The organism is Candidatus Rokuibacteriota bacterium (assembly GCA_030647435.1).
In the GTDB taxonomy this organism is placed as follows: domain Bacteria; phylum Methylomirabilota; class Methylomirabilia; order Rokubacteriales; family CSP1-6; genus AR37.
In genome coordinates, this window is record JAUSJX010000065.1 from 22,387 (window position 1) to 45,629 (window position 23,243).

At 69.8% G+C, this 23,243-nt stretch carries 20 protein-coding genes; 18 read left to right on the plus strand and 2 right to left on the minus strand.

What is annotated here, in order from left to right; genetic code table 11:
* Nucleotides 1-8: 8 nt before the first annotated feature.
* The 3 genes from Q7W02_11865 (at nt 9) to Q7W02_11875 (ending at nt 2,290) form a co-directional block, all read left to right on the plus strand.
* Entirely contained in the window at nt 9-320 is a 312-nt protein-coding gene (locus Q7W02_11865) for a hypothetical protein (GenBank protein ID MDO8476861.1), read from the plus strand.
* Nucleotides 321-450: 130 nt separating this feature from the next.
* Nucleotides 451-1,440, plus strand: coding sequence for a D-cysteine desulfhydrase family protein (locus Q7W02_11870; protein MDO8476862.1), 990 nt, complete (start codon nt 451-453; stop codon nt 1,438-1,440).
* A gap of 1 nt (nt 1,441) precedes the next feature.
* A complete protein-coding gene (locus Q7W02_11875; GenBank protein MDO8476863.1) occupies nt 1,442-2,290 on the plus strand; it encodes an alpha/beta fold hydrolase in 849 nt (282 codons plus the stop codon).
* 310 nt (nt 2,291-2,600) lie between these two features.
* On the opposite strand, the gene Q7W02_11880 is transcribed toward Q7W02_11875, so the two are convergent.
* The gene (locus tag Q7W02_11880; GenBank protein MDO8476864.1) at nt 2,601-3,365 is read right to left on the minus strand and encodes a 3',5'-cyclic-nucleotide phosphodiesterase; all 765 of its coding nucleotides are present in this window, start codon (nt 3,363-3,365) and stop codon (nt 2,601-2,603) included.
* A 154-nt stretch (nt 3,366-3,519) separates the two neighbouring features.
* On the opposite strand from Q7W02_11880, the gene Q7W02_11885 reads away from it, so the two are divergent.
* The 13 genes from Q7W02_11885 (at nt 3,520) to Q7W02_11945 (ending at nt 18,417) form a co-directional block, all read left to right on the plus strand.
* Nucleotides 3,520-4,932: a rhodanese-like domain-containing protein gene (locus tag Q7W02_11885; GenBank protein ID MDO8476865.1), complete on the plus strand. Its 1,413-nt coding sequence runs from the start codon at nt 3,520-3,522 to the stop codon at nt 4,930-4,932.
* The gene (locus Q7W02_11890) at nt 4,929-5,591 is read left to right on the plus strand and encodes a corrinoid protein (GenBank protein MDO8476866.1); all 663 of its coding nucleotides are present in this window, start codon (nt 4,929-4,931) and stop codon (nt 5,589-5,591) included. Before Q7W02_11885 ends, Q7W02_11890 begins: the two co-directional genes overlap by 4 nt.
* Nucleotides 5,591-6,511 carry a homocysteine S-methyltransferase family protein gene (locus tag Q7W02_11895; protein ID MDO8476867.1) on the plus strand — a complete coding sequence of 307 codons (921 nt, stop codon included), beginning with the start codon at nt 5,591-5,593 and terminating at the stop codon, nt 6,509-6,511. The genes Q7W02_11890 and Q7W02_11895 overlap by 1 nt, the downstream gene beginning before the upstream one ends.
* Complete coding sequence (locus Q7W02_11900; protein MDO8476868.1) at nt 6,508-7,242, plus strand: vitamin B12 dependent-methionine synthase activation domain-containing protein; 735 nt, start codon at nt 6,508-6,510, stop codon at nt 7,240-7,242. The genes Q7W02_11895 and Q7W02_11900 overlap by 4 nt, the downstream gene beginning before the upstream one ends.
* Nucleotides 7,243-7,267: 25 nt before the next feature.
* Nucleotides 7,268-7,801: a shikimate kinase gene (locus Q7W02_11905; protein MDO8476869.1), complete on the plus strand. Its 534-nt coding sequence runs from the start codon at nt 7,268-7,270 to the stop codon at nt 7,799-7,801.
* Nucleotides 7,801-9,648: a bifunctional homocysteine S-methyltransferase/methylenetetrahydrofolate reductase gene (locus Q7W02_11910; GenBank protein MDO8476870.1), complete on the plus strand. Its 1,848-nt coding sequence runs from the start codon at nt 7,801-7,803 to the stop codon at nt 9,646-9,648. Before Q7W02_11905 ends, Q7W02_11910 begins: the two co-directional genes overlap by 1 nt.
* Before the next feature lie 18 nt (nt 9,649-9,666).
* On the plus strand, nt 9,667-11,013 hold the full coding sequence (locus Q7W02_11915; protein MDO8476871.1) for an amidase: 1,347 nt from the start codon (nt 9,667-9,669) through the stop codon (nt 11,011-11,013).
* Entirely contained in the window at nt 11,006-12,595 is a 1,590-nt protein-coding gene (locus tag Q7W02_11920) for a D-aminoacylase (protein ID MDO8476872.1), read from the plus strand. The genes Q7W02_11915 and Q7W02_11920 overlap by 8 nt, the downstream gene beginning before the upstream one ends.
* Before the next feature lie 12 nt (nt 12,596-12,607).
* Nucleotides 12,608-15,697, plus strand: coding sequence for a GAF domain-containing protein (locus Q7W02_11925; protein MDO8476873.1), 3,090 nt, complete (start codon nt 12,608-12,610; stop codon nt 15,695-15,697).
* Nucleotides 15,694-17,067: a sigma-54 dependent transcriptional regulator gene (locus Q7W02_11930; protein MDO8476874.1), complete on the plus strand. Its 1,374-nt coding sequence runs from the start codon at nt 15,694-15,696 to the stop codon at nt 17,065-17,067. The genes Q7W02_11925 and Q7W02_11930 overlap by 4 nt, the downstream gene beginning before the upstream one ends.
* 186 nt (nt 17,068-17,253) lie before the next feature.
* Nucleotides 17,254-17,664: a hypothetical protein gene (locus Q7W02_11935; protein ID MDO8476875.1), complete on the plus strand. Its 411-nt coding sequence runs from the start codon at nt 17,254-17,256 to the stop codon at nt 17,662-17,664.
* Between the two features lie 5 nt (nt 17,665-17,669).
* The gene (locus tag Q7W02_11940) at nt 17,670-17,885 is read left to right on the plus strand and encodes a hypothetical protein (GenBank protein MDO8476876.1); all 216 of its coding nucleotides are present in this window, start codon (nt 17,670-17,672) and stop codon (nt 17,883-17,885) included.
* A 142-nt stretch (nt 17,886-18,027) separates the two neighbouring features.
* The gene (locus Q7W02_11945; GenBank protein MDO8476877.1) at nt 18,028-18,417 is read left to right on the plus strand and encodes an RNA-binding protein; all 390 of its coding nucleotides are present in this window, start codon (nt 18,028-18,030) and stop codon (nt 18,415-18,417) included.
* A 263-nt stretch (nt 18,418-18,680) separates the two neighbouring features.
* On the opposite strand, the gene Q7W02_11950 is transcribed toward Q7W02_11945, so the two are convergent.
* Nucleotides 18,681-20,525 carry a uroporphyrinogen decarboxylase family protein gene (locus tag Q7W02_11950; GenBank protein MDO8476878.1) on the minus strand — a complete coding sequence of 615 codons (1,845 nt, stop codon included), beginning with the start codon at nt 20,523-20,525 and terminating at the stop codon, nt 18,681-18,683.
* Nucleotides 20,526-20,613: 88 nt separating this feature from the next.
* Between Q7W02_11950 and Q7W02_11955 the strand changes: the two genes are divergently transcribed.
* Together Q7W02_11955 and acs are read left to right on the plus strand one after the other, a co-directional pair.
* A complete protein-coding gene (locus Q7W02_11955) occupies nt 20,614-20,904 on the plus strand; it encodes a virulence factor (GenBank protein ID MDO8476879.1) in 291 nt (96 codons plus the stop codon).
* Between the two features lie 213 nt (nt 20,905-21,117).
* Nucleotides 21,118-23,070, plus strand: coding sequence for an acetate--CoA ligase (gene acs / locus Q7W02_11960; GenBank protein MDO8476880.1), 1,953 nt, complete (start codon nt 21,118-21,120; stop codon nt 23,068-23,070).
* Nucleotides 23,071-23,243: the final 173 nt, after the last annotated feature.

Consider the following 23,243-nt stretch of genomic DNA (forward strand, 5'->3'; position numbering starts at 1 on the left):
AGGATGGCATGCCCGATTCCGGCCACGTGATGCTGACAGTGCTGCTCCACCACGACCAGTCCAAGACCCTCGACGAGATCATGGCGCACCTGAAGAAGACGGGCTTCTACCGCGACTTCCCTCCGGAGGGCTCGGAACTCGTGTCCTGGGTCGTGGCGATGTCTTTCGGCTTCGTGATCAACCTCAAGGTCGAGGCCGACAAAGCCCGAAGCGTCAACCGGTACATGGAGCAGAAGGCCTGGGGCGCATTCCGCTACCAGGTTTTTCCGTCTTACGACTTCGCCCCCATCGCCGCCGATTTGAAGAAGCAGCATGGGTGAGAAGTAGTTCGAGCTGAGGCATGGCCCGCCGTTCGAGGCGAGGGGCGGTACGTCGCGAGCCGAGAGCTGAGAAGATTCCGCAGGCGAGGAGCATGACGAGGCGAGGGCTGGGCGATGATACGATGAGCGTATGAAACCCCCGGCGCGCATCGAGCTTGCCCTGGCGCCCACGCCCATCATGAAGCTCGAACGCCTGTCGCGCCGTCTGGGCGTCGAGCTGTACATGAAGCGCGACGATCTGACGGGCCTGCTGGAGTCCGGCAACAAGATCCGCAAGCTCGAGTTCCTGGTCGGCGACGCCTTGGCGCAGGGCGCCGACACCCTTATCACCGTCGGCACGCTCCAGTCCAACTGCTGCCGCGCGGTCTCGGCCGTGGCCGCGCGGCTCGGGCTGCGGGCCGTCGTCGCGGTGAAGGGAGAGCGTCCCGCCGCCTACGACGGCAACCTCCTCCTGAACAGGGTGCTCGGCGCCGAGGTCCGCTATCTCACCGACGAGGAGTTCAAGCGCTATCCCGTCGCCCTCGAGGCTATCGCCGAGGACGTCCGCCGCCGCGGCGGCAAGCCGTACATCATCCCCGAGAGCGGCTCCAACGAGATCGGCGCGCTGGGCTATCTCGAGTGCGCCGTCGAGCTGGCCGAGCAGATCAGCCACGGCGCCCCGCGATTCGACACGATCGCGGTCACGGCGTTCAGCGGCGGCAGCCAGGCGGGGCTCCTCATGGGCAAGCAGCTGGCGGGGCTGCCGTCCGAGATCGTCGGCGTGCCGATCGCGTTTTCGGCGGACCACGTTCGCAGCTACGTCGCCGACACCATCGGTAAGGCCGTCGGCCGCTTCGGCTTCGCCATCGACGTGCCCAAGACGATCCACCTCCTCGACGGCTATCAGGGCGCGGGACGGGCGGGGGTCGACGACGCCGAGCTCTCACTCTTGATCAGCCTGGCGCGCGAGGAAGGGATCATCCTCGATCCCGTCTATACCGCCAAGGCCTTCGGCGGCCTCCTCGACACGCTCCAGCGCGACCCCAAGGCGCTCGGCCAGCGCGTCTGCTTCATCCACACCGGCGGCATCTTCAGCCTCTTCCCGCTCCGAGAGTCGCTGACGCGCCTGCTCGATTCCTGACATGTCCGAGATCCGGCTCAGAGGCGGCGACCTCGACGGGCTCCTGCTCCACTATCTCGAAGAGGGGCGGGGGCCGGCCACCGTGCTTGTCCACGGTCTCGGCGGGTTCGCGGAGTCGTGGCGCCACAACATCCCAGAGCTGGCGCGCCACGGACGGGTGATCGCGCTCGACCTGCCGGGGTTCGGCCGCTCGGGCAAGCCGCGGCGCGCGTACACGCTGGACTTCCTGGCCCAGGCGCTCCACGGGCTCCTCCGCGGGCTCGGCGTCGACACGGTGAGACTGGTCGGCCATTCGCTCGGAGGCGCAGTCGCCGCCCGCTTCGCCATCGAGCACCCTGGGCGCGTGGAGCGGCTCGCCTTCCTGGGGGCCGCCGTGCCGGGCTTCCACCTGCGCCCGTCGTGGATCTACCGGACGCTGTCGCTGCCGGGACTGGGCGAGATGCTCTCGAGCCTGATCACTCCCGGCATCTGCGCGACCGGACTCGAGCGCTGCTTCGCCCACCCCGACGCCGAGGAGATCCGCTTCTTCGTCGAGCACGAGTACGCGGCGCGCGCGTCCCGCGCCGGCCGCGCGGCCTATCTTTCGCTCCTGCGCTCGGCAAAGGGCGACTTCACGGTGGACGCGGACGCGTACCGCGCCGCTCTCTCGCGCCTGGGCCGGGGCGTGCTGGTGGTCCACGGGCGGGAGGACCGGGTCGTCCCGCTGGCCCACGCGCGGCAGGTCGCCGACGGCCTCGGCGTCGCGCAGCCGCGCTGGCTCGACCGCTGCGGCCACTTTCCCCAGATCGAGCACGCGGCCGCCGTCAACGCCTACCTGACCGAGTTTTTGTTCGCTCCGGCGTCTCGGTAGAACTCTTTCCGCTGGGCCGGGGCCGGGAGCCGGGGGTGCCCTCGTCCGCTCAACCTCCTCGCCTAGACGCGCCTCCTCGCTCGGGCGCCTCCGCCTGCCCCCCATCCCCCGAGACGGGGGTGCGCTCGCCGCCCCGCTTCGCGGGGACGGCTCGCGCGGCGGAGGCGCCCTGCGCTTCGGGGCGCGCTACGGCTCGTCGGATTCGCTCCCGATGGCACCCCCGGCTCCCGGCCCCTGACATGGGAGTGCGCTCGAGGTCGGAATCCAGGCCCAGCGGAATATCGCGACGACTGCGGCGGAACAGTAAGGACTACAGCGTGTAGGTCTTGCCCTGCTCGAGGATGTGGATGCGGGTGGAGTCGATCTTGGCGAGCTCTTCAGCGGTCTCCTGGTACAGCTGCGGCTTGACGTGGTAGATCCATACCGGCACGTCGGGCGGCGCCTTGTCGAGCTCGCGCTTGAGCATCTCCGGCGTCAGGTGCCCAGAGGCCTTCGCCAGGCCGTCCATGCGGTTCGGAAATGACGTCTCGACGATGACCGCCTTGAGCCCGCGCATCTCCCGCGCCGCCTTCCAGATCTTCCGTGTCGGCCCCGTGTCGCCGCTGAAGACGAAGCCCGTCTCGCCGTCGTGGACGATGAAGCCCGAGGTCGGGATGGTGTGCTCGACCTCGATCGGCGTCACCCACAGCTCACCCACTCGCGCCTCGCCCTCCTCGGCCAACGAACGGAAGGCCAGCACCGGGTTCTTCGGGTTCGGGATATTGGCGAAGTTGGGCCAGACGATGTCGTTGAAGACGTGGGTGCGGAGGCTGTCGAGCACAGGTCCAAGGCCGCAGGCCGTCACCTGTCGCTCCGGGGCGAGCATGGCCAGCGTGTCGGTGAGGAAGCACAGCCCGGCGATGTGGTCGAAATGGGCGTGGCTGATCAAGGCGTACTCGACCGTGACCTGCTCGGCGGCGGAGAGGGCTCCGCCGACCGTGCCTGCATCCACCAGGACCCGATCGTCCACGAGGAGGGCCGTTGGCCGCTGTCCCTGCCCCTCGCTCCCGTACGAGCCGAGGACCTTGATCTTCATGCGACCCCTGGGGGCCTCCGATCGGGTCAGTTTAAACTTCGCGATTTTAGTCTACCAGCGAAGGGGCGGTCAAGCAGCGTGAGATCGGCGGGGCTCGAGCCCTTATCTTGGGCGGCCTTGCGAAGCACGGAGCCAGTGTGGGAAGATGCGGGTGATGATCTTCCAGCAGATCGTCAACGAGGACGCTGGCTGCATCGCCTACCTGATCGGGTGCGGCCAGGCGGGGGAGGCCCTCGTCGTGGACCCCGGGCGGGACCGCGTGGACGACTACCTTGCCTGGGCGCGACGCAAGGATCTCAGCCTCACCCGCATCGTCGACACCCACATCCACGCCGACCACCTCTCGGGCAACCAGGCCCTGGCGGCCAAGACCGGCGCGCGCATCCACATCCATCCAGCAGCAGAGGCGGCTTTTTCTCATGCGCCGATCGCCCACGGGGACGAGATCAGGATCGGCACGGTGCGCATCCAGGTCATCCACACGCCGGGCCACACGCCCGACAGCATCTGCCTCCTCGTGACCGATCTCTCGCGCGGTGAGGAGCCGTGGTTCGTCCTGACGGGCGACACGCTCTTCGTGGGCGACGTGGGACGGCCCGACTTCGGGGGCGAGCGCGCGGCCGCCAACCTCTACGAGAGCCTCACGACCCGCGTGCTGACGCTGCCCGACAGCGTCGAGGTCTACCCGGCCCACGGCGCCGGATCTTCATGTGGCCGCGCCATGTCCTCCAAGCCCGGCTCCACCATCGGCTTCGAGCGGCGATTCAACCCGGCGCTCCAGGCCCACACGGCCGACGCCTTCGTGAGCGCGCTCATGACCGGGCTGCCGCCCAAGCCGCCCGGCTTCGACCGCATCATCGCCAAGAACCGCTCGCAGGCGCTGCCATCGTCGGGTGATCCCGAGCCGCTGTCGGTCGCCCAGGCGCGCGAGGCCATGGCCAAGGGCGCGGTCGTGCTCGACGTGCGCAGCCCCGCGGAGTACGGCGAGGGGCACATCCCCGGCGCCGTCAACGTGTGGATCGAGAGCAACCCCTTCGCGGCCCGCGTGGCGATGATGACGCCGCCCGACAGCCGTTTCGTGCTCCTGGCGACGGGGCCCTCGGATCTCACCCGCGCGGTGCAGGGGCTGGGGCGCGCCGGCATGGACGACATCGCCGGGTATCTCCAGCGCGGGATGACGGACTGGAAGAGCGAGGGGCTGCCGGAAGGACGGGTGCCGCAGATCACCGTGCACGATCTGGCGACCATGCGCGAAGAGCGGCCCGAGCTCGTGGTGGTGGACGTGCGTGAGCCCTTCGAGTGGGACGAGGGCCACATCGCGGGAGCGGTCAACGTGCCCATGGGCCAGGCCGTCGAGCGCATGGGTGAGCTTCCCGCCGACCGCCCCAAGGCGGTGCTCTGCGCAGGAGGCCTCCGCTCGAGCTCGGTGATCAGCGCGCTCCAGCGGGCTGGAATGTCCGACTGGTACAATGTAGCCGGCGGCATGCGCGAGTGGGTCAAGGCGGGGTATCCCGCGGTCACGTCCGCCCGCGGTCACGTCCCAGAAGGAAGCCAGAACGAGGCATGAACGACGACTTCGACTACCCCATCATGTCGAGGGCGGTGATCCTGGGCGACAAGGACACCGTCGCCCGGAAGACGCAGGAAGGTCTCGCCCTCGAGATGGATCCCAAGGAGCTGATCTTTCGCGGTCTGATCCCGGGCATGGACGTCGTGGGCGAGAAGTTCAGGCGCAACGAGTACTACGTGCCCCAGGTGCTGCTCTCGGCGCGCGCCATGTACGCCGGGCTCGACCTCCTCAAGCCCCTCATCACCAAGGCGGGCGGCGCCGAGCAGTCGCTCGGCGTGGTCGTCATCGGCACGGCGCAGGGCGACCTCCACGACATCGGCAAGAACCTCGTCGCCATGATGCTCGAGGGCGCGGGCTTCAAGGTGCACAACCTCGGCCGCGACGTCTCGCCTGAGAAGTTCGTCGCGGCGGTCGAGGAGCACGGCGCGCAGATCGTGGGCATCTCGGCGCTCATGACCACGACCATGCCCGCCATGAAGCGCACGATCGACGCGCTGGAGAAGGCGGGCGTCCGCGGCCGCGTCAAGGTGATGATCGGCGGCGCCCCCGTAAGCCAGGCCTATGCCGACGAGATCGGCGCCGACGGCTACGCGCGGGACTCGACCATTGCGGTGGTGCGCGCCAAGGAGCTCCTCGGCGTGGCGGTGGCGACCTGATGGCGCGCCCGCGCGGCTGGGAGATCGTCGAGCGCGCGAAGGCGGGAGAGCGCCTGGTCTTCGACGGCGGCTACGGCACGGCGCTCTTCGCGGCGGGGCTCCTCAACGGCGCCTGCCCCGAGCTCTGGAACGACACGCACCCGGAGGTCGTCCGCGGCATCCACAAGGGCTACTTCGACGCGGGCTCGGACTTCGTCGAGACCAACACCTTTGGCGGCACCCGGCTCAAGCTCAACGAGTACCAGATCGGCGACCGGACGAGGGAGCTGAACGACAAAGGCGCGCGGCTGGCGCGCTCGGTCTGCCCGCCCGGCGGCTACGTCGCGGGCTCGATCGGCCCGACGAGCCGGCTGCCGGTCGAGTACGAGCCCCTCGGTGACACCAGCGACGAGGAGTACGTCGCCACCTTTAAAGAGCAGGCCCTCGCGCTGGCCGAGGGCGGGGTGGACATCTTCGCCGTCGAGACCATGATGTTCCCCCAGGAGGCCACCGCCGCGATCAAGGCGTGCAAGGCGGTCGCCGACCTGCCGGTGATGGCGACCATGTTCTTCCAGTACGAGGAAATGCACGATCGGGACCGGACCATGTGGGGCGAGAGCCCGGCCGACGTGGCGAAGAGCCTGCTGGGCGCGGGCGCCGACATCGTCGGCATGAACTGCGGCCGCGGCCCCGACCGGGCGATCGTCATCATCCGCGAGATGCGGGCGGTGACCGACGCTCCGCTCATCGCGTATCCCAACGCGGGGCTGCCCATCACCAAGGGCGACACCACGACCTACGAGCTCGGGCCCGAGGCCATGGCCAAGGACTACCCGGCGCTGCTGGACGCCGGCTGCAACATCGTCGGCGCCTGCTGCGGCTCGGATCCGGCCCACATCCGCCTCATCGCCGAGGTCGCGCGCTCCCGCCGCAGCAAGTGAGCGCGGCGCTCGACGTCCGCTCGCCCTTCCCCGCCGTCTTCCAGGATGTCCCGCTGCGCGTGGACCGCGACGAGGTCTTGCGCTTCCAGGGCTACAAGAAAGGCGTCGATATCCCGGATGCCGCCGTGCTCTCGCTCTTCGACGAGGCGCTCGCGCTCGGCGAATCACTGATCGAGCCCCGCGTCGTCTACCGCGGCAGCCGCGTGACGGGGCAGGGACCGGATGTCATAGAAACCGCCGGCCAGCGGCTCCATATCCCCGAGATCGGCAGGCTCTGGGGCTCGCTCGAGGCGATCGGCGCGGGCGTCTGCACCGTGGGGTCTGCAATCGAGGCGCGAGTGCGCGATCTGTGGGATCGACGTGAGCTGCCGCTGGCGGGCATGCTCGACAGCGTCGGCTCGGCGGCGGTCGAGAGTCTCGCCGAGTACGCCAACGATCTCCTGTGCCAGGCGGCGATTCCCGCCGGGCTCAAGGTGACGAACCGGGTCAGCCCGGGCTATGCCGGGTGGGATACGGCCGAACAGGCGGCCCTCTTCCGCATCTGCCACGGCGGGCCCATCGGCGTGACGCTCAATGACTCCTGCGTGATGAGCCCTGGCAAGAGCATCTCCTTCCTGGTCGGCGTCGGCCCCGAGGCGCGGGTGGACCACTACTTCACCCAGTGCCGCCGCTGCTGGATGCCCGACTGCGCCTATCGCCGCGCCCCCGCCGCCGCCACGGTGCGCCGGTAGGGTTCCGCCGTGTCCTGGTGATACGATGGCCGGTGAGATGGTGGACAACGTGATCCTCGTGGGCTTCATGGGGGCGGGCAAGTCGTCGGTCGGACGCATCCTGGCCGCGCGGCTCGGGCGCTGCTTCGTCGAGACGGACGAGATGATTACCGCCACGGAGGGCCGGCCCATCCCGGAGATCTTCGCCGAGAAGGGAGAGGCGCGCTTCCGCGCGCTCGAGGACGAGGCGGTTCGACTGCTCGCTCTCAAGCGGGGCGACGTCATCGCCACGGGCGGCGGGCTGCCGTGCGGAGCCGGTCGCGCCGAAGCGCTTCGCGCCATCGGCACCGTGGTGTGGCTCTCGGGCGACTTCGGGGCGCTGTACGAGCGCGCCCTGCGTGGCGGCGACCGCCCGATGCTCAGCGGCAAGACGCGCGAACAGGCCGAGGCCCTCTACGCGGCGCGCAAGCCCTTCTATGCCAAGGCGGACCTCGCGGTGGACACGACGGAGCTCAACCCCGGCCAGGTCGCGGCGCGAGTGGCCGCGGCGCTGGCGGAGCGTCAGAGGCAGGCGGTCTGATGCCCGCGCCCTTCCTCGAGCGCCTCAGCGAGCGGCCGCTCCTGGGCGACGGCGCCATGGGCACGATGCTCTACGCCCGCGGCGTGCCGCTCGACGCGTGCTTCGACGTGCTCAACGTCAACGAGCCCAAGATCGTCCAGGGCATCCACGCCGAGTACATCCAGGCCGGCTCCGACTGGATCGAGACGAACACGTTCGGCGCCAACCGCTTCAAGCTCGGGGTACACGGCCTGTCGGCGGCGGTGCGCGAGGTCAACCTCCGCGGCGCCAAGTTGGCGCGCGACGTGCGCGAGACCATGGGGCGAGACGTCTTCGTGCTGGGTTCGATGGGCCCGCTCGGCAAGTACCTGGCCCCGCTCGGGTCGGTCACGCAAGAGGAGGCGCGCGCGGCATTCCTCGAGCAGGCCGAGGGGCTGCTCGAAGGCGGGGTGGACGCCTTTGTCGTCGAGACCTTCTCGGATCTCGTCGAGCTGCGGCTGGCCGTGGAGGCGATCCGCGCCGTCACCGATCTGCCGGTCATCGCCTCGGTCGCCTTCACCCAGGACCACGTGACCTTTCTCGGCCACACGCCGGTCGAGGTGGCGAGGACGCTCCGCGCGCTGCCCATCCAGGGGCTCGGCGCCAACTGCTCCGTCGGCTCGAGCACGCTCTACGACGTCCTGGAGCAGATGCTGCCCGAGGCCGCCGGCCTGCCGGTGATCATCCAGCCGAACGCCGGTCTGCCGAGCCGCGTGGGCGATCGTCTGATCTACATCTCGTCGCCGGCATACATGGCCGAGTACGCGGCGCGGATGATCGGGGCGGGCGCCCGCCTCGTCGGCGGCTGCTGCGGCACCACGGCCGACCACATCCGCGCCATGCGCGAGGTAGTGGACCGTCACGTGCCGCGCTCCGGCGCCGGGAAGGCGGCCGAGCCTCGGCGCGCGCGCGTCGAGGCGAGCCCGGCGCCGACACTGCCGACAACCGCGGCGCCGACCTTGCTCCAGCGCAAGCTCGCGGCGCGCGAGTTCCTGGTCACCGTCGAGCTGGATCCGCCGCGCGGCCACAACATCGAGAAGCTCGTCCAGGGCGCCAAGCTCCTCAAGGAGCGGGGCGTCGAGATCGTGGACATCAACGACGGCTCGCTCGGACGGGTGCGCATGTCGGTGCTGCCCACGGCCATCCTGGTCCGCGAGGCGACGGGGCTCGACATCAACATGCACTTCACCTGCCGCGACCGGAACCTCATGGGTATCCAGGCCGACGTGCTCGGCGCCCACGCGCTGGAGGTCCGCAACATCCTGGCGATGACGGGCGACCCGCCCCGCACGGGCGACTACGTCGATGCCACCGCCGTGTTCGACGTGGACGCCATCGGGCTCATCCGCATTTTGAAGGGTATGAACGAAGGGCGCGACGCCACCGGCAACTCCGTCGGCGAGCCGACGGCCTTCTGCGTGGGCGCGGCGCTCGACCCCGCGGCGGCCGATCCCGGGCGCGAGATGGAGCGCCTCCTCGCCAAGGCGGAGGCGGGCGCGCGCTGGTGCCAGACCCAGCCGGTCTACGACCTCGAGGTGCTGGAGCGCTTCTTCGCGCGCACCCGCTCACCCATCCCGGTCGTCGTCGGCGTGCTGCCGCTGCACTCGTCCCGCCACGCCGAGTTCCTCCACAACGAGGTGCCCGGCATCACCGTCCCCGACGCCGTGCGCACGCGCATGAAGGACGCGGGTGACCGCGGCCTGCGCGCGGGGATCGAGACGGCCCAGGCGCTGGTCCGGCAGATCCGCGGCCACTATGCCGGCGTGTATCTCATGCCCTCGTTCGGCCGCTTCGAGGTTGTCGCGGAAGTGCTCGACGCGCTCCAGTAGTCTTCCCGGGGGACTCCGATGGCCGATCTCCACGACGTCACCGCAGCCGAGGCCGCCCGCCGCATCCGTGCTGGCGCGCTGTCGCCCTCCAACTTATTGGCCTCCTGTCTTAAGCGAATTGACGCGGTCGAGCCCGTCCTCAAGGCCTGGGTGTACCTCGACCGCGATGCTGCCTCCCGCGTCGCCGTCCAGCGGGACATCGAGGCGCGCGAGGGACGATTCATGGGACCGCTCCACGGCGTGCCCGTCGCGCTCAAGGACATCTACGACGCCGCCGGGCTCGTGACCACGTCCGGGGTGGGGGCCTGGGGGCACCGCCGTCCGACCGTGGACGCGGTGTCCGTCGCGCGGTTGCGGGCCGCGGGAGCCGTCATCCTGGGCAAGGTCACGACGACGCCGTTCGCGCTCCGCGACCCGACAGCGACATGCAACCCGTGGAATCCCGGCCATACGCCGGGCGGCTCGTCGAGCGGCTCGGGCGCGGCGGTCGGCTCGCGCATGGTGCCGCTGGCGCTCGGCACGCAGACCGTCGGCTCGGTGCTGCGCCCGGCCGCCTACTGCGGCGCGGTCGGCTTCAAGCCGACTCACGGGCGCATCAGCGCGGTCGGCGTGACGCCGCTGGCGTGGAGCCTGGACCACGTGGGCGTGCTCTGCCGCTCCGTCGAGGACGCGGCGCTGGCGCTCACGGTCATGGCCGGTCACGATCCCGCGGACCCTTTCTCGGCGGCGATGCCCGTGGAGGATTACCTCGCCGCGCTGGCGGCGCCGGCGGCTCCGCGGATCGGGGTGCTGCGGCCGCTGATCGGGCGCGCCGAGCCCGCCAACGCGGCGCAGATCGAGGCGATTCTCGAGACGCTCCGCGCGGCGGGCGCGCAGGTCGAGGAGGCTCCACTCGCGGCTTCGTTCGAGGGTCTTCATGCGGCGGGAGACACCGTCTCGCGCGCCGAGGCGGCCGCCTTCCACCGCGACCTCTACGTGCGGCATTCGGCCGAGTACCCGAAGCACATCGGCGAGGCCGTCAAGGCCGGTCACGGCATCGCCGCCGTGGACTACATCGCCGCCCAGGCCCACCGGCGCGCGTTCAGCAAAGACATGGGCGCGGTCGCGGCGCGCTACGACGCGCTCGTCTCGCCGACGGCGGCCGGCCCGGCGCCGAAGGGGCTCGAGTCCACGGGCGATCCGTACTACTGCGCGCCGTGGAGCTTCGCCGGCATGCCGTCGATCTCGCTGCCCACCGGGCTCGCACCCGACGGGCTGCCGTTCGCGGTCCAACTGAGCGGGGCGCCGTGGTGCGAGGCGCGGCTGCTGGCCGCGGCGGTCTGGTGCGAGCGGGTCATCGGCTTCAAAGAGATCCCGCGTGCTTGACCTCAAGATCTCGGGCGGGCAGGTGCTGGACGGCACGGGCGCGCCCGCGGTGCGGGCCGATGTCGGTGTCACGGGAGACAGCATCACGGCGGTCGGCGATCTCTCGCGCGAGCCCGCGGGAGAGACCGTGGACGCGGCGGAGCTGATAGTCGCGCCGGGCTTCATCGACATGCACTCCCACTCGGATTGGCGACTCTTCGCCAACCGCCGCGCCGAGTCCAAGATCCGCCAGGGCGTGACGACGGAGGTCGTCGGCAACTGCGGCTTCTCGCCCGCGCCCGTGTCCGACGAGTTCAGGGAGGACATGCAGGGTTTCGCGCTCTACGTTGGGCCCGGCATGGACTTCTCCTGGCGCTCGGTCAAGGACTACCTCCGCCGCTACGAGGACGACGGGCTTGCCCTCAACGTGGCGCAGCTCATCGGCCACGGCACGCTGAGGCTCGCGGTCATGGGCTTCGCCCGGCGAGCGCCCTCGGCGAAGGAGCTCGCCCGGATGCGGAGCCTCATGGAGTCGGCCATGGCCGAGGGCGCCTGCGGCCTGTCCACGGGACTGATCTACGCTCCTGGCTCCTATTCGGAGACGCCGGAGATCGTCGAGATCGCGCGCGGCGCCGCGCGCGGGGGCTTCTACGCGAGCCACATCCGCGGCGAAGGCGCGACGCTCCTCGACTCGGTCGCCGAGGCCATCCGCGTCGGTGAAGAGGGCGGCTTGCCGGTGCAGGTGAGCCACATCAAGACGGCGGGCCGGCCCCACTGGGGCAGGGTGAAGGACGCCCTCGCCCTGATCGACGCCGCGCGCGCGAGAGGGCTCGACGTTATGGCCGATGTCTACCCGTACACGGCCTCGAGCACGACGATCCGGACTCTCCTGCCGGACTCGGCGCTCGAGGGCGGTATCGGGGCGATGCTGGGCCGTCTCCGCGACCCGGCGGCGCGCGCGCGGATCCGCGACGAGATGGCGCACGGCGCGGTCCTGGCGCGCGGCGTCGGCTGGGGCGACATCATGATCGCGTATGCGCCGTCGAAGCCCGAGGTCCAGGGGCTGCGTCTCGACGAGATCGGCAGGCGCTGGGGCAAGGACCCGGTCGAGTGCGCCTTCGACATCATCGAGGCCGAGAAGGGGAAGGGCTACGTCATCCTCTTCCAGCTCGACGAGGCGGACCTCCGGAAGGCACTCGTCCACCCCCACGTGATGATCGGCTCCGACGGCTCGTCGCTGGCGGCGACTGGGCCGCTCTCCGAGGGCAAGCCCCATCCGCGCAGCTACGGGACGTTTCCGCGCGTGCTCGGCCGCTACGCCCGCGACGAGGGCGTGCTGACCCTGCCCGCCGCCATCCACAAGATGACGGGGATGCCTGCGGCGCGGCTCGGCTTGAAGGATCGCGGCGTCATCCGGCCCTGCGCCAAGGCCGACGTCGTCGCCTTCTCGCCAGGGCGCGTCGCCGATCTCGCGACGTATGAGGACCCGCACCGTTACGCCGCCGGCATCGAGCACGTGATCGTCAACGGCCGCGCCGTCGTGCGAGGCGGCGAGCATACCGGGAATCTTCCCGGGCGCGTGCTCCGGCCCGCGATGGGGTAGGATCGGGCCGCGATGAAGATCGGCCGTCTCTTCCCCGATCTCCTGGCCACTCTCGGCCGCGCCTCCTCGCCGGAGATCGGCGTCGCCCGCGGGATCAAGCGCCTCGTCAGGCTCACCGGCGCCTCCGCCGGCCGCCTGACCTTCTCCGGGGGCCAGGGCCCCGCGATAGACCTCGTCGCCGGCGCGCGGCCGGGCTCGGCGCTGGCGGCGTGGCTCGGCGAGCTGGACGTCACGCCGCCGCGGAGGATGCGTGTCGAAACGCTGCGCGAGCAGCCGCCGGGGTGGAAGGGGCCGGGCCGGCCGCTCCTGCTGCGGGCGCCGCTCGGCCCGCCGGCGCGTCCCCTGGGCACGCTCCTCCTCCTGGGGCGCCGGTTTCGCGGCGGCCTGCTGCCGCCCTCTTTTCCGCTCGAGTTCGGAGTAGCGCTCGAGCAGGTCTGGCGGCTGCACTGGCGCACGCTCAGACTGACCGTGATCAACGAGGTGGCCCAGCTGACCACCGGCGCGCACGCGCTCGAGCAGATCTACGAAGCCGTGGCGCGGGCGCTCGGCCGGCTGGTCCGCTTCGACCTGCTCTCGGTCACATTGATCGACACCGAGCGCGGAGAGTTTCAGCTGGTGACCGTGTCCCCGCTTGCCGGGGTTCCGGAGACCAGGGCAGAGCGGATTCCGCTCGAGGGCACGCTCGCCCAGTGGGTCCTCGAGCAGCGGGCGCCGCGCCGCGTGGACGACCTCGACGATCCAGCCGTGCCGCCGGCCAGCCGTGAGCTGTTGTCGCGTCGCGGGCTCCGCTCGGCCATGCTGGCGCCGCTCGTCTCCCAGGGCGTGGTCATCGGCACGCTCAACGTCGGCCACCGCGCGGCCCGCGCCTTCACGGACGCCGACCTCGAGGCGCTGGGCGAGGTAGCGCGGCCGCTGGCCTCCGCTGTCGAGTACGCGCGTCTGCACGCGGAGACGGCGGAGCGCGCCGAGGCGCTGGCCGCGCTCAACCGGACCAGCCAGCTCATCACCTCGCGGCTCGACTTGAGCGCGCTCCTCGAGACCGTCAGCCGCTCCGTGGCGGACCTCATCGGCAGCACCGGCTGCGGCATCGGCCTCCTCAATGCGGAGCGCACCGCCGTGGTGCACGTGGCCGCCCACGGCTTCAGGACGCCCGAGTGGAGCCGGCTCTCCATGCCTCTGGGCGAGGGGATCATCGGGCGCGCCGCGATGTCGGGAGCGGCGCTGCGCGTGGACGACGTCCGCACCGACCCGCGCTCGGCGCAGCGCGACGTCGACGAGAAGGAAGGCATCCGCTCGATGCTCTCCGTGCCGATGCGGGTGGGCGGCGAGCTGATCGGCGTCATCTCGGCCTTTTCGACGGGCATCGGCTTCTTCCGCCGGAGGCACCAGGCGCTCCTGGAGGGCTTCGCGGACCAGGCGGGCATCGCCATCCAGAACGCGCGCCTCTTCGAGGAGAGCCAGCGCCGCGGCCGTGAGCGCCAGGCGCTCCTCGAAGCGGGGCACGCCGTCAACCAGAGCCTGGACGTCGGCGAGACCATCCGCCTCATCCTTCAGCAGGCGCGCGAGGTGCTCGGCGTCCAGTCCTGCGGCCTCTTCACGCTCGACCCGGCCACGGGCGAGCTCGCATCGGCGGCGAGCCTCGATCTCGACCCCGAGACCGTGGGCCGGATCCGGCTCCGAGTGGGCGAGGGCATCACGGGCATGGCCGTGAAGGAGCGCCGGCCGCAGCAGAGCGCCGATCTGCAGCACGATCCGCGCGTCCGCTACCCGCAGCTGGTGGAGGCGAGCCCGCTCCGCTCCATGCTGGCCGCTCCGCTGGTGGTGGGCAACGAGGCGATCGGCGCGCTGACCGTGCTCCGCACCGACGTGCACCATTTCACGCCGGAGGAAGAGTCGCTCGTGGCCGCCTTCGCGGACCAGGCGGCCATGGCGCTCGAGCATGCGCGGCTCTTCAGCTCGGTCCGCACGTATTCCGAGCAGCTCGAGGAGATGGTCGCGAACCGCACCCGGGAGCTGGACGAGCAGAAGCGCTTCGTCGAAGTGGTGCTGGAGACGCTTCCGCTCGGCCTCTACGTGCTCGATGCGGAGCTCAGGATCGTGCGCGCCAACCCGGAGGGCGCTGCCGCCTTCGCCGGTCCCTCGGGCGTGGGCTCCTCGTTTGTGGACCTCGTGCCGGCTGCTCAGGCCTCGACCGTCGGCGACTTTCTCCGCGCCGCCCTGGCGGCCCGGGAGGTCAGGCACCTCGAGGGCGAGGTGCCGGGCGGGGCGCAGCCCCGGACGCTCAGGCTGACGGCGGCGCCGCTGCCCGCGGCGGCCGGAGGCGCCGGGCGCCTGATCGTGCTCGTCGAGGACCTGACGCTCCAGAAGCGCCTCGAGCAGCAGATGTTGCTGACCGAGCGCCTGACGACCGCCGGGCGGCTCGCGGCCGGCGTGGCCCACGAGCTCAACAACCCGCTGGCGACCATCGCGGGCTGCGCCGAGGCCCTGAAAGAGCGCGCACGGGATCCACGGCTCGCCGAGCAGGACGGTTTCAAGGACTTCCCGTCCTATCTCTTGCTCATCGAGGAGGAGGCCTTCCGCTGCAAGGAGATCACGGGCAGCCTGCTCCAGTTCGTGCGCGAGCCGGGCGGGAGGCGCGAGGCGGTCGACCTCAACGTCCTCGTGGACAAGGTCCTCGAGCTCCTCGGCCACCAGTCGCGCTTTGTCGGGGCGGAGGTTAGGCGAGAGCTCGACCCGGCGCTGCCGGCGGTGGTCGTCAACGAGGGGCAGCTCCGTCAGGTCTTCCTCGGGCTCGCCGGCAATGCCCTCGAGGCCATGGAGGGGCGCGGCGTGCTGACGGTGACGACGCGCCGGCGCGGCACGGGTGACGTCGAGATCGTGTTCGCCGACCAGGGACCGGGCATTTCCGCCGACGCGCTGCCGCGCGTGTTCGACCCCTTCTTCACCACGAAGCCGCCCGGGCAGGGGACCGGGCTCGGGCTCGCGATCGCCCAGGGCATCGTCGCCGACCACGGCGGGCGCATCGAGTCGGAGTCTCGCGTCGGCCAGGGCGCGACCTTTCGCGTGATTCTGCCGTTGATCGGCGCAGGGGCTGCGTCGTGAGCGCGCCCATTCGCGTGCTGGTAGCCGACGACGAGAAGAACTTGCGCGACCTGATCGTGCGCGAGCTCGAGCGCAAGGGACACGAGGCCGCGGGCGTGCCCGACGGCAGGGCGGCCCTCGAGCGGCTGCGGGAGGACATGCCCGACGTGCTGCTGCTGGACATGCGGATGCCGCGGATGGAGGGGATCGAGGTGCTGCGTGCGCTCGGAGAGATGTCCGAGGCGCCGCAGGTCATCGTCATGACGGGCTTCCAGGACGTCGCCAACGCCGTCGAGGCGATGAAGCTCGGCGCCTACGACTACCTGACCAAGCCTGCGCGGATCGAGGAGCTCGACGTCCTGATCCGCAAGGCGGCCGAGAAGGGCCGCCTCATCCGACAGAACACCGTGCTCCGGGCCCAGCTCGACCCCGAGGGTGTCGCCACGTCGGTCGGCATCGTGACGGCGAGCCCCACCATGCAGGAGGTGCTGCGCCTCGTGGACCGGGTCGCGCCGACGGACTCTTCCGTTCTGGTCCTGGGCGAGAGCGGCACGGGCAAGGAGCTGATCGCGCGCGCCATCCACGAACGGTCGCCGCGGGCGACGCAGGCTTTCGTGCCGATCCATTGCGGCGCGCTGCCGCGCGAGGTGCTGGAGAGCGAGCTGTTCGGCCACGAGAAGGGCGCGTTCACGGGCGCGGTCAGCTTCAAGCCGGGGCTCATCGAGCTGGCGGACGGCGGGACGCTCTTTCTCGACGAGATCGGCGAGATGGAACCCGACAGCCAGGTCAAGCTCCTGCGGGTCCTCGAGTCGCACGCCTTCTTTCGCGTGGGCGGCACGCGGCGGCGCAGCGTGGACATGCGGCTCGTCGCCGCGACCAACCGCGATCTCGCGGAGGCGATCCGCGCCAACGAGTTCCGCCAGGACCTCTACTACCGGATCAACACGATCGCCCTGACCCTGCCACCGCTGCGCGAGCGGCCCGAGGACGTGGGTCTCCTGGCCGCGCACTTTCTCGAGCAGAACGCGGCCTACGGACGCAAGCGCCTCTCCCCGGCGGCCTTGCGCTGCATGGAGGTGTACGGCTGGCCGGGCAACGTGCGCGAGCTCCAGCACGCGATCCAGCGCGCCGTCATTCTCGGGAAGGGCGACGAGATCGAGCCTGAGGACCTGCCCGCAGAGCTCTTGGCGGGCCGCGGCGGTCCGACGGATCGTGCGGCGGAAGGCGGCAGCCTCGAGGAAATGGAACGCCAGCACATCATCGCCACGCTCCGCCGGGTCGGCGGGCACCGCGCCAAGGCCGCGGCGCTCCTCGGCATCGATCCCAAGACCCTCTACCGCAAGCTCCTCACCTACGGGATCTCCCCGGATCAGCTGAAGTCGCAGGGCTGAAGCCGTTCGGGCAGGGGACGATTCTTGTCGGGTACCGCGCCCGATCCCGTCACGCTCCTCGGCAGGTCCGTGAGGCCCGGCTCACGCTAAAGCCTCGCGCTCACTCGCATTTGTGCGCTTCCGCCCCATGTGGCATCACCTTTGCTGTCATTCCAGTGCTCTTAACTTTAACGGGAAAGGAATGCCATGACACGTGTGCTGATGATCGATGAGAACCGGACGCTGACCGAGTCGGTCGGCATGCGATGTTTCGAACAAGGCATCGCGGTCCGGATGGCCGATACCTTCTGCGAGGGAGTGCGTCACCTGCTCGAGACTCCCGTGTCGCTAATCATCCTGTCCTCCGCCCTGGTGCATCTGCCGGGGGCCGGGCTCGCGCGGCTCTTCGATACCGTAGCTCCCGGCGTGCCGGTGGTGGTGCGGGTCGAGGCCGGCCAGGGGATGGACGAGCAGGTCCGCTTCGAGCTCCACGGCTTTCGCGCGGTGCGCGAGCCCTTCGATGTGCTCGACCTCGTCGCGAAGGCCGAGCGGCCCGCCCGTGTGGTGGCGCCGCGCCCCGCGGCGGCGGCCGCCGCCCTCGAGGCCGTGTGCGGGTAGACGCGATGGAATCCTTCGGCAGGAAGTTCCTCGCCTGGACCATCGCGCTGGGGCTCAGCCTGTGCCTGCTCGGTCTCCTGGTCGCGACGGGGGAGTCCATCCGCCACGCGGAGATCGCGTCCCCGCTTCCGGAAGCTGCGGAGCCGGAGCTGCCGATCAAGCACGCGCCTGTCGACGACACGTACCGTGATCCGGCCCTCGCGGCCTGGATGACGCCGTAACCGGTCGGCTGTAGCGGCGGCGCGGCCCCGCATGGTGTAGACTGGGTATATAGCGCCGCGGCCGGCGCCCTCGCCTCCGATATTGGCTCTTCCGAGTATTGGGGCGTGCATCAAGGCGGAAGAGCGACTGAAGGAGATCCAGATGGCTTCGAAACTGTACGTAGGGGGGCTCTCGTATTCCACGACGAGCGAGACGCTGCGTGAGTACTTCGCCCAGTGCGGCACCGTGGAATCCGCGGCGGTGATCACCGACAAGTTCTCCGGCCAGTCGCGCGGTTTCGGCTTCGTCGAGATGACAACGGCTGAGGAGGCCCAGCGCGCCATCTCGGAGCTCAACGGCAAGGACCTCGACGGCCGCAAGCTGACCGTCAATCTCTCGACCCCGAAGGCGCCCGGCTCAGGCGGCGGCGGCCCGCGGGGCGGCGGCCGGCCGGGTGGACGCCCGGGCGGCGGTGGTCGCGGCGGCGGGTTCGGGGGCGGCGACCGGGGCGCGTACGGCGTCCCGCCCTCCAAGAAGCCCTTCAAGTGGTAGCTGGATCTCGAGCTTAGGCGCCAAGGGCGCGAGGGCAGTTGCCCCCGCGCCCTTCGTGTGTCTGCACCCCCCGGTGCCCTCATGGTTGGGGCGCGCAGGCCGGCGAGAAGGGTCCAGATGCGAGGCGGCGAGGGAGGCGACGAGCGAGGCGTATGTCTGTCTCAGCCCTCGCCTCGGGGCTGCGCCCTCAGCTCGAACCTCCACGTACGTTACCCGGAGAGCGACCGCGCCAACGACGCCGCTGGGCCCTTATCGGCGGCCTGCTACCCCAGGACCCGCTCGTAGCGGCCGTAGTCGTGCGCCGCGTCCATGAACCACTTCACGATCTCCGGGTTCGAGCGCGGTGGGATCTCGCACGAGGTCGACAGGATGAAGCCCGAGTGCTTCGCCGCCGTGTCGATGCAGCGGCGCACGTCCGCCTCCATCTCCGCCTTGGTCGTCTTCTCGAACTTGGTCGCGTCCACGTTGCCGATGCCGACGGCGCGTCCCTTGGCGACCTCCATGAAGCGCTGCAGCTGGTCCACGTACAGCTTCGGGTCGCCCTGCTGGTCGAGGTCGAACGAGACCGTCGTGAAGCCGCAGCCGATGATGTCTTCGTAGATCGGGTAGGTCGTGCCGCAGATGTGCGTCGTGAGCCCGACCTTCTTGGCCTTGAAGTGGTCCACGAGATCCTTGTGGTACGGGGCGATGAACTCGCGATAGTTGTCGGGCGACACCAGGCTGATGGACGCTGTGGGCTCCGAGAAGCTGAGGCCGATCTTGGTCTTGACGATGGCGTCGCCCCAGGTCTTGCAGAAATCGGTCGTGACGCGCATCAGGTCGTGGATGAACTGCGGGTCCTCGAAGGTGTCGAGCAGCATCATCTCCGGGTTGCGCAGCAGCATGGCGATGGTCCATGGGCCGACCGCGACGGCGCCCATGGCGGCGGGGGGCGCGGCCTTGACGAGCGCCTCGCACTGCTCGAGGAAGCCCGGCAGCCTCGCCGCGCCGTACGGGTCCGGCATTTTCAGCTTCGCCAGGTTGGCCTTGTTCTCGAGCACGTGCCCTTCGATCGACGGCACGACGTAGTCGGAGTACTTGACCTTGCAGCCGAAGGCCTCGGCTTCCTTGGCGAGGTCGTTGTACGCCAGCACCACGTCCGGCTGGTAGCGCTCGAAGTAGTTCATCATGGCCGTGATGGCCTTGGTTGGGTTCGTGCAGTACTCCTCGATGGACTGCCCGTCGAGGGTGCCGGCGAACGAGGCGACGATCGGGTAGACCGGCACGCGGTCGGCGAAGGAGCGCTTGTAGGCGGCCACGACGCGGTCGCGCGGGGTCAGCGCCACCTTGCCCTTCTCGGCGTCCCAGAGCCGGTTGACCTCCATGTAGCGCGGCGGCAGCTTGGCCTCGTACTCCATGAACTGCGTGATCGGGTAGCGGATGCCGCCGTTATGCGTGCCGCGCAGGCCCTCGACGATCTCCTCCATCTTCGCCCACGGGATGGCGAACGCCATCTCGTGGTCCTGGGTCTGGCCGAAGATCCGGTCGCCGGAGCAGGGCAGGATGACCTGAGGCTCGCCCGTCTGCATCGTCGTCACGATGATGTCGGCGCACACCGCGCGCCCCTCGAACGAGGAGTGCAGGCGCCCGCCGCGCTTCCACAATGCCGCCTGGGTCAGCCGCATCACCTGCGCGGGGCTGGCGTAGACGCACACCAGATGCGGCTCGAACGTCGCGCGGTCGAGCGGCGCGACGAGCAGCGTCTCGTACTCTCCCGGGGCGAACTTGTCGATGGCGGCCTCCGAGCGCTGACCGGCCTCCTTGGTCTCGGTGTACATGCCCTCGCAGAGCGTGCCGACGTTGTAGATGGGCAGCGGCTTGTCGAAGCCGATGGCGGTGATGCCGAGCGAGCAGATGTGGTCCTCTCGGGTGAGCGCGATCATCCAGCCGTAGCGCCGCGACATGTCGATAACCTGGCAGGCCATGCTGAGCTTCTTGAAGTCGCGTGCGGGGCGCTTCGCCCGCTCGGGGATGGGCTCGCCGGGCTTGAGCATCCGGATTGCCACGGGGAAGGTCTGCGGGCGGATATAGGTCTGCAGCTCCTTGTCCGCCGTCTTGACGTCGATCATGGCTAGCCCTCCGGCTGAGAGCGTAGGGGTGGGGTACACCTTTGTCAAGCAATCGCGCGCCGTTTCGATAGAATGTGCCGCAACGGACATGGCCCGCTACCGCATCGTCCACTGGAAGGAGATCCCGTCGCTGGTCGAAGCCGCCGACACCGACCGGACGGCTCGTCACCAGCTCTCGCAGAAGTTTCAGGACCTGATCGACGCTCTCGCCATGCGGGAAAACGCGACGGAGGGCGACGCCTACCTCGAGGGCTGGGGCCAGGGCGACTGGGTCGAGCGGCAGGGCTCGCCCGACGAAGTCGCGCAGGCCGTCGCCGCGGAGCTCGAGGACGGCTTCCAGGCCCTCCTCATGAAGCGCTTCTTGCCCCGGCCTGATTAGGGAGCGTCGAACCGGCCGCGGCCAAGTAGGCCGACATGGACCCGAAGAACTTCTCCGACAAGATGGGGCGCTACGGATTCCGTCGCCAAGCCGCGGAGCCCGGCGACGGCGGGACGCGCGCCACTTGAAGTCGGCGGGGACTTGGTTTAGAAGATAGCGGGCGCGATGCCGCGCCGATCATCGACACCACCCATCACGCGAGGCACGTCTAACATGGCGACCAAGGCAGCGGGCGGCGGCACTCCCATCGAGGTCCTCCTGAAAGAGAAGCGCAAGTTCGCGCCACCGAAGGAGTTCGCCAAGCGGGCCAACGCCAGGAGCGCCTCGATCTACGCCCAGGCCGCGAAGAACCCGGTCAAGTTCTGGGAAGGGTTCGCCCGGGAACTCGACTGGTTCAAGCCGTGGAAGAAGGGGCTCGAGTGGAAGGCGCCCTACGCCAAGTGGTTCGTCGGCGGCAAGCTCAACGTCTCCTACAACTGCCTCGACCGCCACATTAACACTGCCCGGCGCACCAAGGCCGCCCTTATCTGGGAAGGCGAGCCGGGCGACACCCGGACGTTGACCTACTGGGATCTCTACCGCGAGGTCAACCACTTCGCCAGCGCGCTCAGGCGGGCCGGCGTCAAGCGGGGCGACCGCGTCACCATCTATATGCCCATGGTCCCGGAGACGGCGATCGCCATGCTGGCCTGCACGCGGATCGGTGCCCCTCACAGCGTCATCTTCGGGGGCTTCGCGCCGGACGCGATCCGCGAGCGGATCCACGACGCCCAGTCGACGGTGCTGCTCACGGCGGACGGCGGCTGGCGGCGCGGCGGCATCGTGCCGCTCAAGAAGAACGTCGACGAGGCACTCAAGGAGTGCCCCGACGTCGGGACCGTGGTCGTGCTCAAGCGCACCGGCCAGCCGGTCGACATGCAGGCCGGCCGCGACGTCTGGTGGGAGGACTTCGTCAAGGGGGCGGACGCCTACTGCGCGCCCGAGAAGATGGATGCCGAGGACATGCTCTACTTGCTCTACACCTCGGGTTCGACGGGCAAGCCCAAGGGCATCCAGCACACCACCGGAGGCTATCTCACCGGGGTCTACGCCACGACCAAGTGGGTCTTCGACCTGCACGACACCGACGTCTTCTGGTGTACGGCCGACATCGGCTGGGTCACGGGCCACTCCTACGTCGTCTACGGCCCGCTCGCCAACGGCACGACCACGGTCATGTACGAAGGGACGCCGGACACGCCCGACAAGGACCGCTTCTGGCGCATCATCGAGAAGCACGGCATCACCATCTGCTACACGGCGCCGACGGCCATCCGTACCTTCATGCGCTGGGGCGACCAGTATCCGGGTCGCTGCGACCTGTCGAGCCTGCGGCTGCTCGGCTCGGTCGGTGAGCCCATCAACCCCGAGGCCTGGGTCTGGTACTGGAAGGTGATCGGCGGTGGCCGCTGCCCCGTCGTGGACACCTGGTGGCAGACGGAGACCGGGCAGATCCTCATCACTCCGCTGCCGGGCCTGACCACGCTCAAGCCGGGCTCGGCGACCAGGCCCTTTCCCGGCATCGTGGCCGAGGTGGTCGACGACAAGGGCCTACCCGCCAAGGCCGGCTACCTCGTGCTCAAGAAGCCATGGCCCGGCATGCTCCGCGGCATCTACCGCGACCCGGAGCGCTACCAAGCGCAGTACTGGAGCCGCTACCCTGGCATCTATTTCACGGGTGATGGCGCCAAGGTCGACGAGGACGGCTACTTCTGGCTCCTCGGCCGCGTGGACGATGTGATGAACGTCTCGGGCCACCGCGTCTCGACCATGGAGGTCGAGTCGGCGCTGGTGGACCACCCGCTGGTGGCCGAGGCCGCCGTCATCGGCCGCCCGCACGAGATCAAGGGGCAGGCCATCGCCGCCTTCGTCACCATCAAGGACGGCGCGACGGGCACGAAGGAGCTGATGGAGGAGCTCAAGGGGCACGTGACCAAGAAGATCGGCGCGCTGGCGCGCCCCGACGACCTCATCTTCGCCTCCGATCTGCCGAAGACCCGCAGCGGGAAGATCATGCGCCGGCTCCTGCGTGACATTGCCGAGGGCAAGGCGCTCGGCGACACGACCACGCTGGCCGATCCCGCCGTGGTGGCCAAGCTCAAAGACCAGTACGGCGAGGAAGAGTAGAACCCCGGAAGGAGGTTCCTCGATGGGCAAAGTCGGGCGTCTCATCACCGGGGACAATCTCGTGAGATTTCACATCTAGGCCTGCCGATCAGCGGGGAGATCGTCCTCGTCCACGGGCGATCGCTGACTGCTCGAAGCGCCCCCGCCCAAGGCAGCTGCTTCCGGATGACGCT

Coding starts and splice junctions, on each gene's coding strand:
- Q7W02_11865 (MDO8476861.1), top strand. CDS start 9: ATGCCCGATTCCGGCCACGTGATGCTGACAGTGCTGCTCCACCACGAC.
- Q7W02_11870 (MDO8476862.1), top strand. CDS start 451: ATGAAACCCCCGGCGCGCATCGAGCTTGCCCTGGCGCCCACGCCCATC.
- Q7W02_11875 (MDO8476863.1), top strand. CDS start 1,442: ATGTCCGAGATCCGGCTCAGAGGCGGCGACCTCGACGGGCTCCTGCTC.
- Q7W02_11880 (MDO8476864.1), bottom strand. CDS start 3,365: ATGAAGATCAAGGTCCTCGGCTCGTACGGGAGCGAGGGGCAGGGACAG.
- Q7W02_11885 (MDO8476865.1), top strand. CDS start 3,520: ATGATCTTCCAGCAGATCGTCAACGAGGACGCTGGCTGCATCGCCTAC.
- Q7W02_11890 (MDO8476866.1), top strand. CDS start 4,929: ATGAACGACGACTTCGACTACCCCATCATGTCGAGGGCGGTGATCCTG.
- Q7W02_11895 (MDO8476867.1), top strand. CDS start 5,591: ATGGCGCGCCCGCGCGGCTGGGAGATCGTCGAGCGCGCGAAGGCGGGA.
- Q7W02_11905 (MDO8476869.1), top strand. CDS start 7,268: ATGGCCGGTGAGATGGTGGACAACGTGATCCTCGTGGGCTTCATGGGG.
- Q7W02_11910 (MDO8476870.1), top strand. CDS start 7,801: ATGCCCGCGCCCTTCCTCGAGCGCCTCAGCGAGCGGCCGCTCCTGGGC.
- Q7W02_11915 (MDO8476871.1), top strand. CDS start 9,667: ATGGCCGATCTCCACGACGTCACCGCAGCCGAGGCCGCCCGCCGCATC.
- Q7W02_11925 (MDO8476873.1), top strand. CDS start 12,608: ATGAAGATCGGCCGTCTCTTCCCCGATCTCCTGGCCACTCTCGGCCGC.
- Q7W02_11935 (MDO8476875.1), top strand. CDS start 17,254: ATGACACGTGTGCTGATGATCGATGAGAACCGGACGCTGACCGAGTCG.
- Q7W02_11940 (MDO8476876.1), top strand. CDS start 17,670: ATGGAATCCTTCGGCAGGAAGTTCCTCGCCTGGACCATCGCGCTGGGG.
- Q7W02_11945 (MDO8476877.1), top strand. CDS start 18,028: ATGGCTTCGAAACTGTACGTAGGGGGGCTCTCGTATTCCACGACGAGC.
- Q7W02_11950 (MDO8476878.1), bottom strand. CDS start 20,525: ATGATCGACGTCAAGACGGCGGACAAGGAGCTGCAGACCTATATCCGC.
- Q7W02_11955 (MDO8476879.1), top strand. CDS start 20,614: ATGGCCCGCTACCGCATCGTCCACTGGAAGGAGATCCCGTCGCTGGTC.
- acs (MDO8476880.1), top strand. CDS start 21,118: ATGGCGACCAAGGCAGCGGGCGGCGGCACTCCCATCGAGGTCCTCCTG.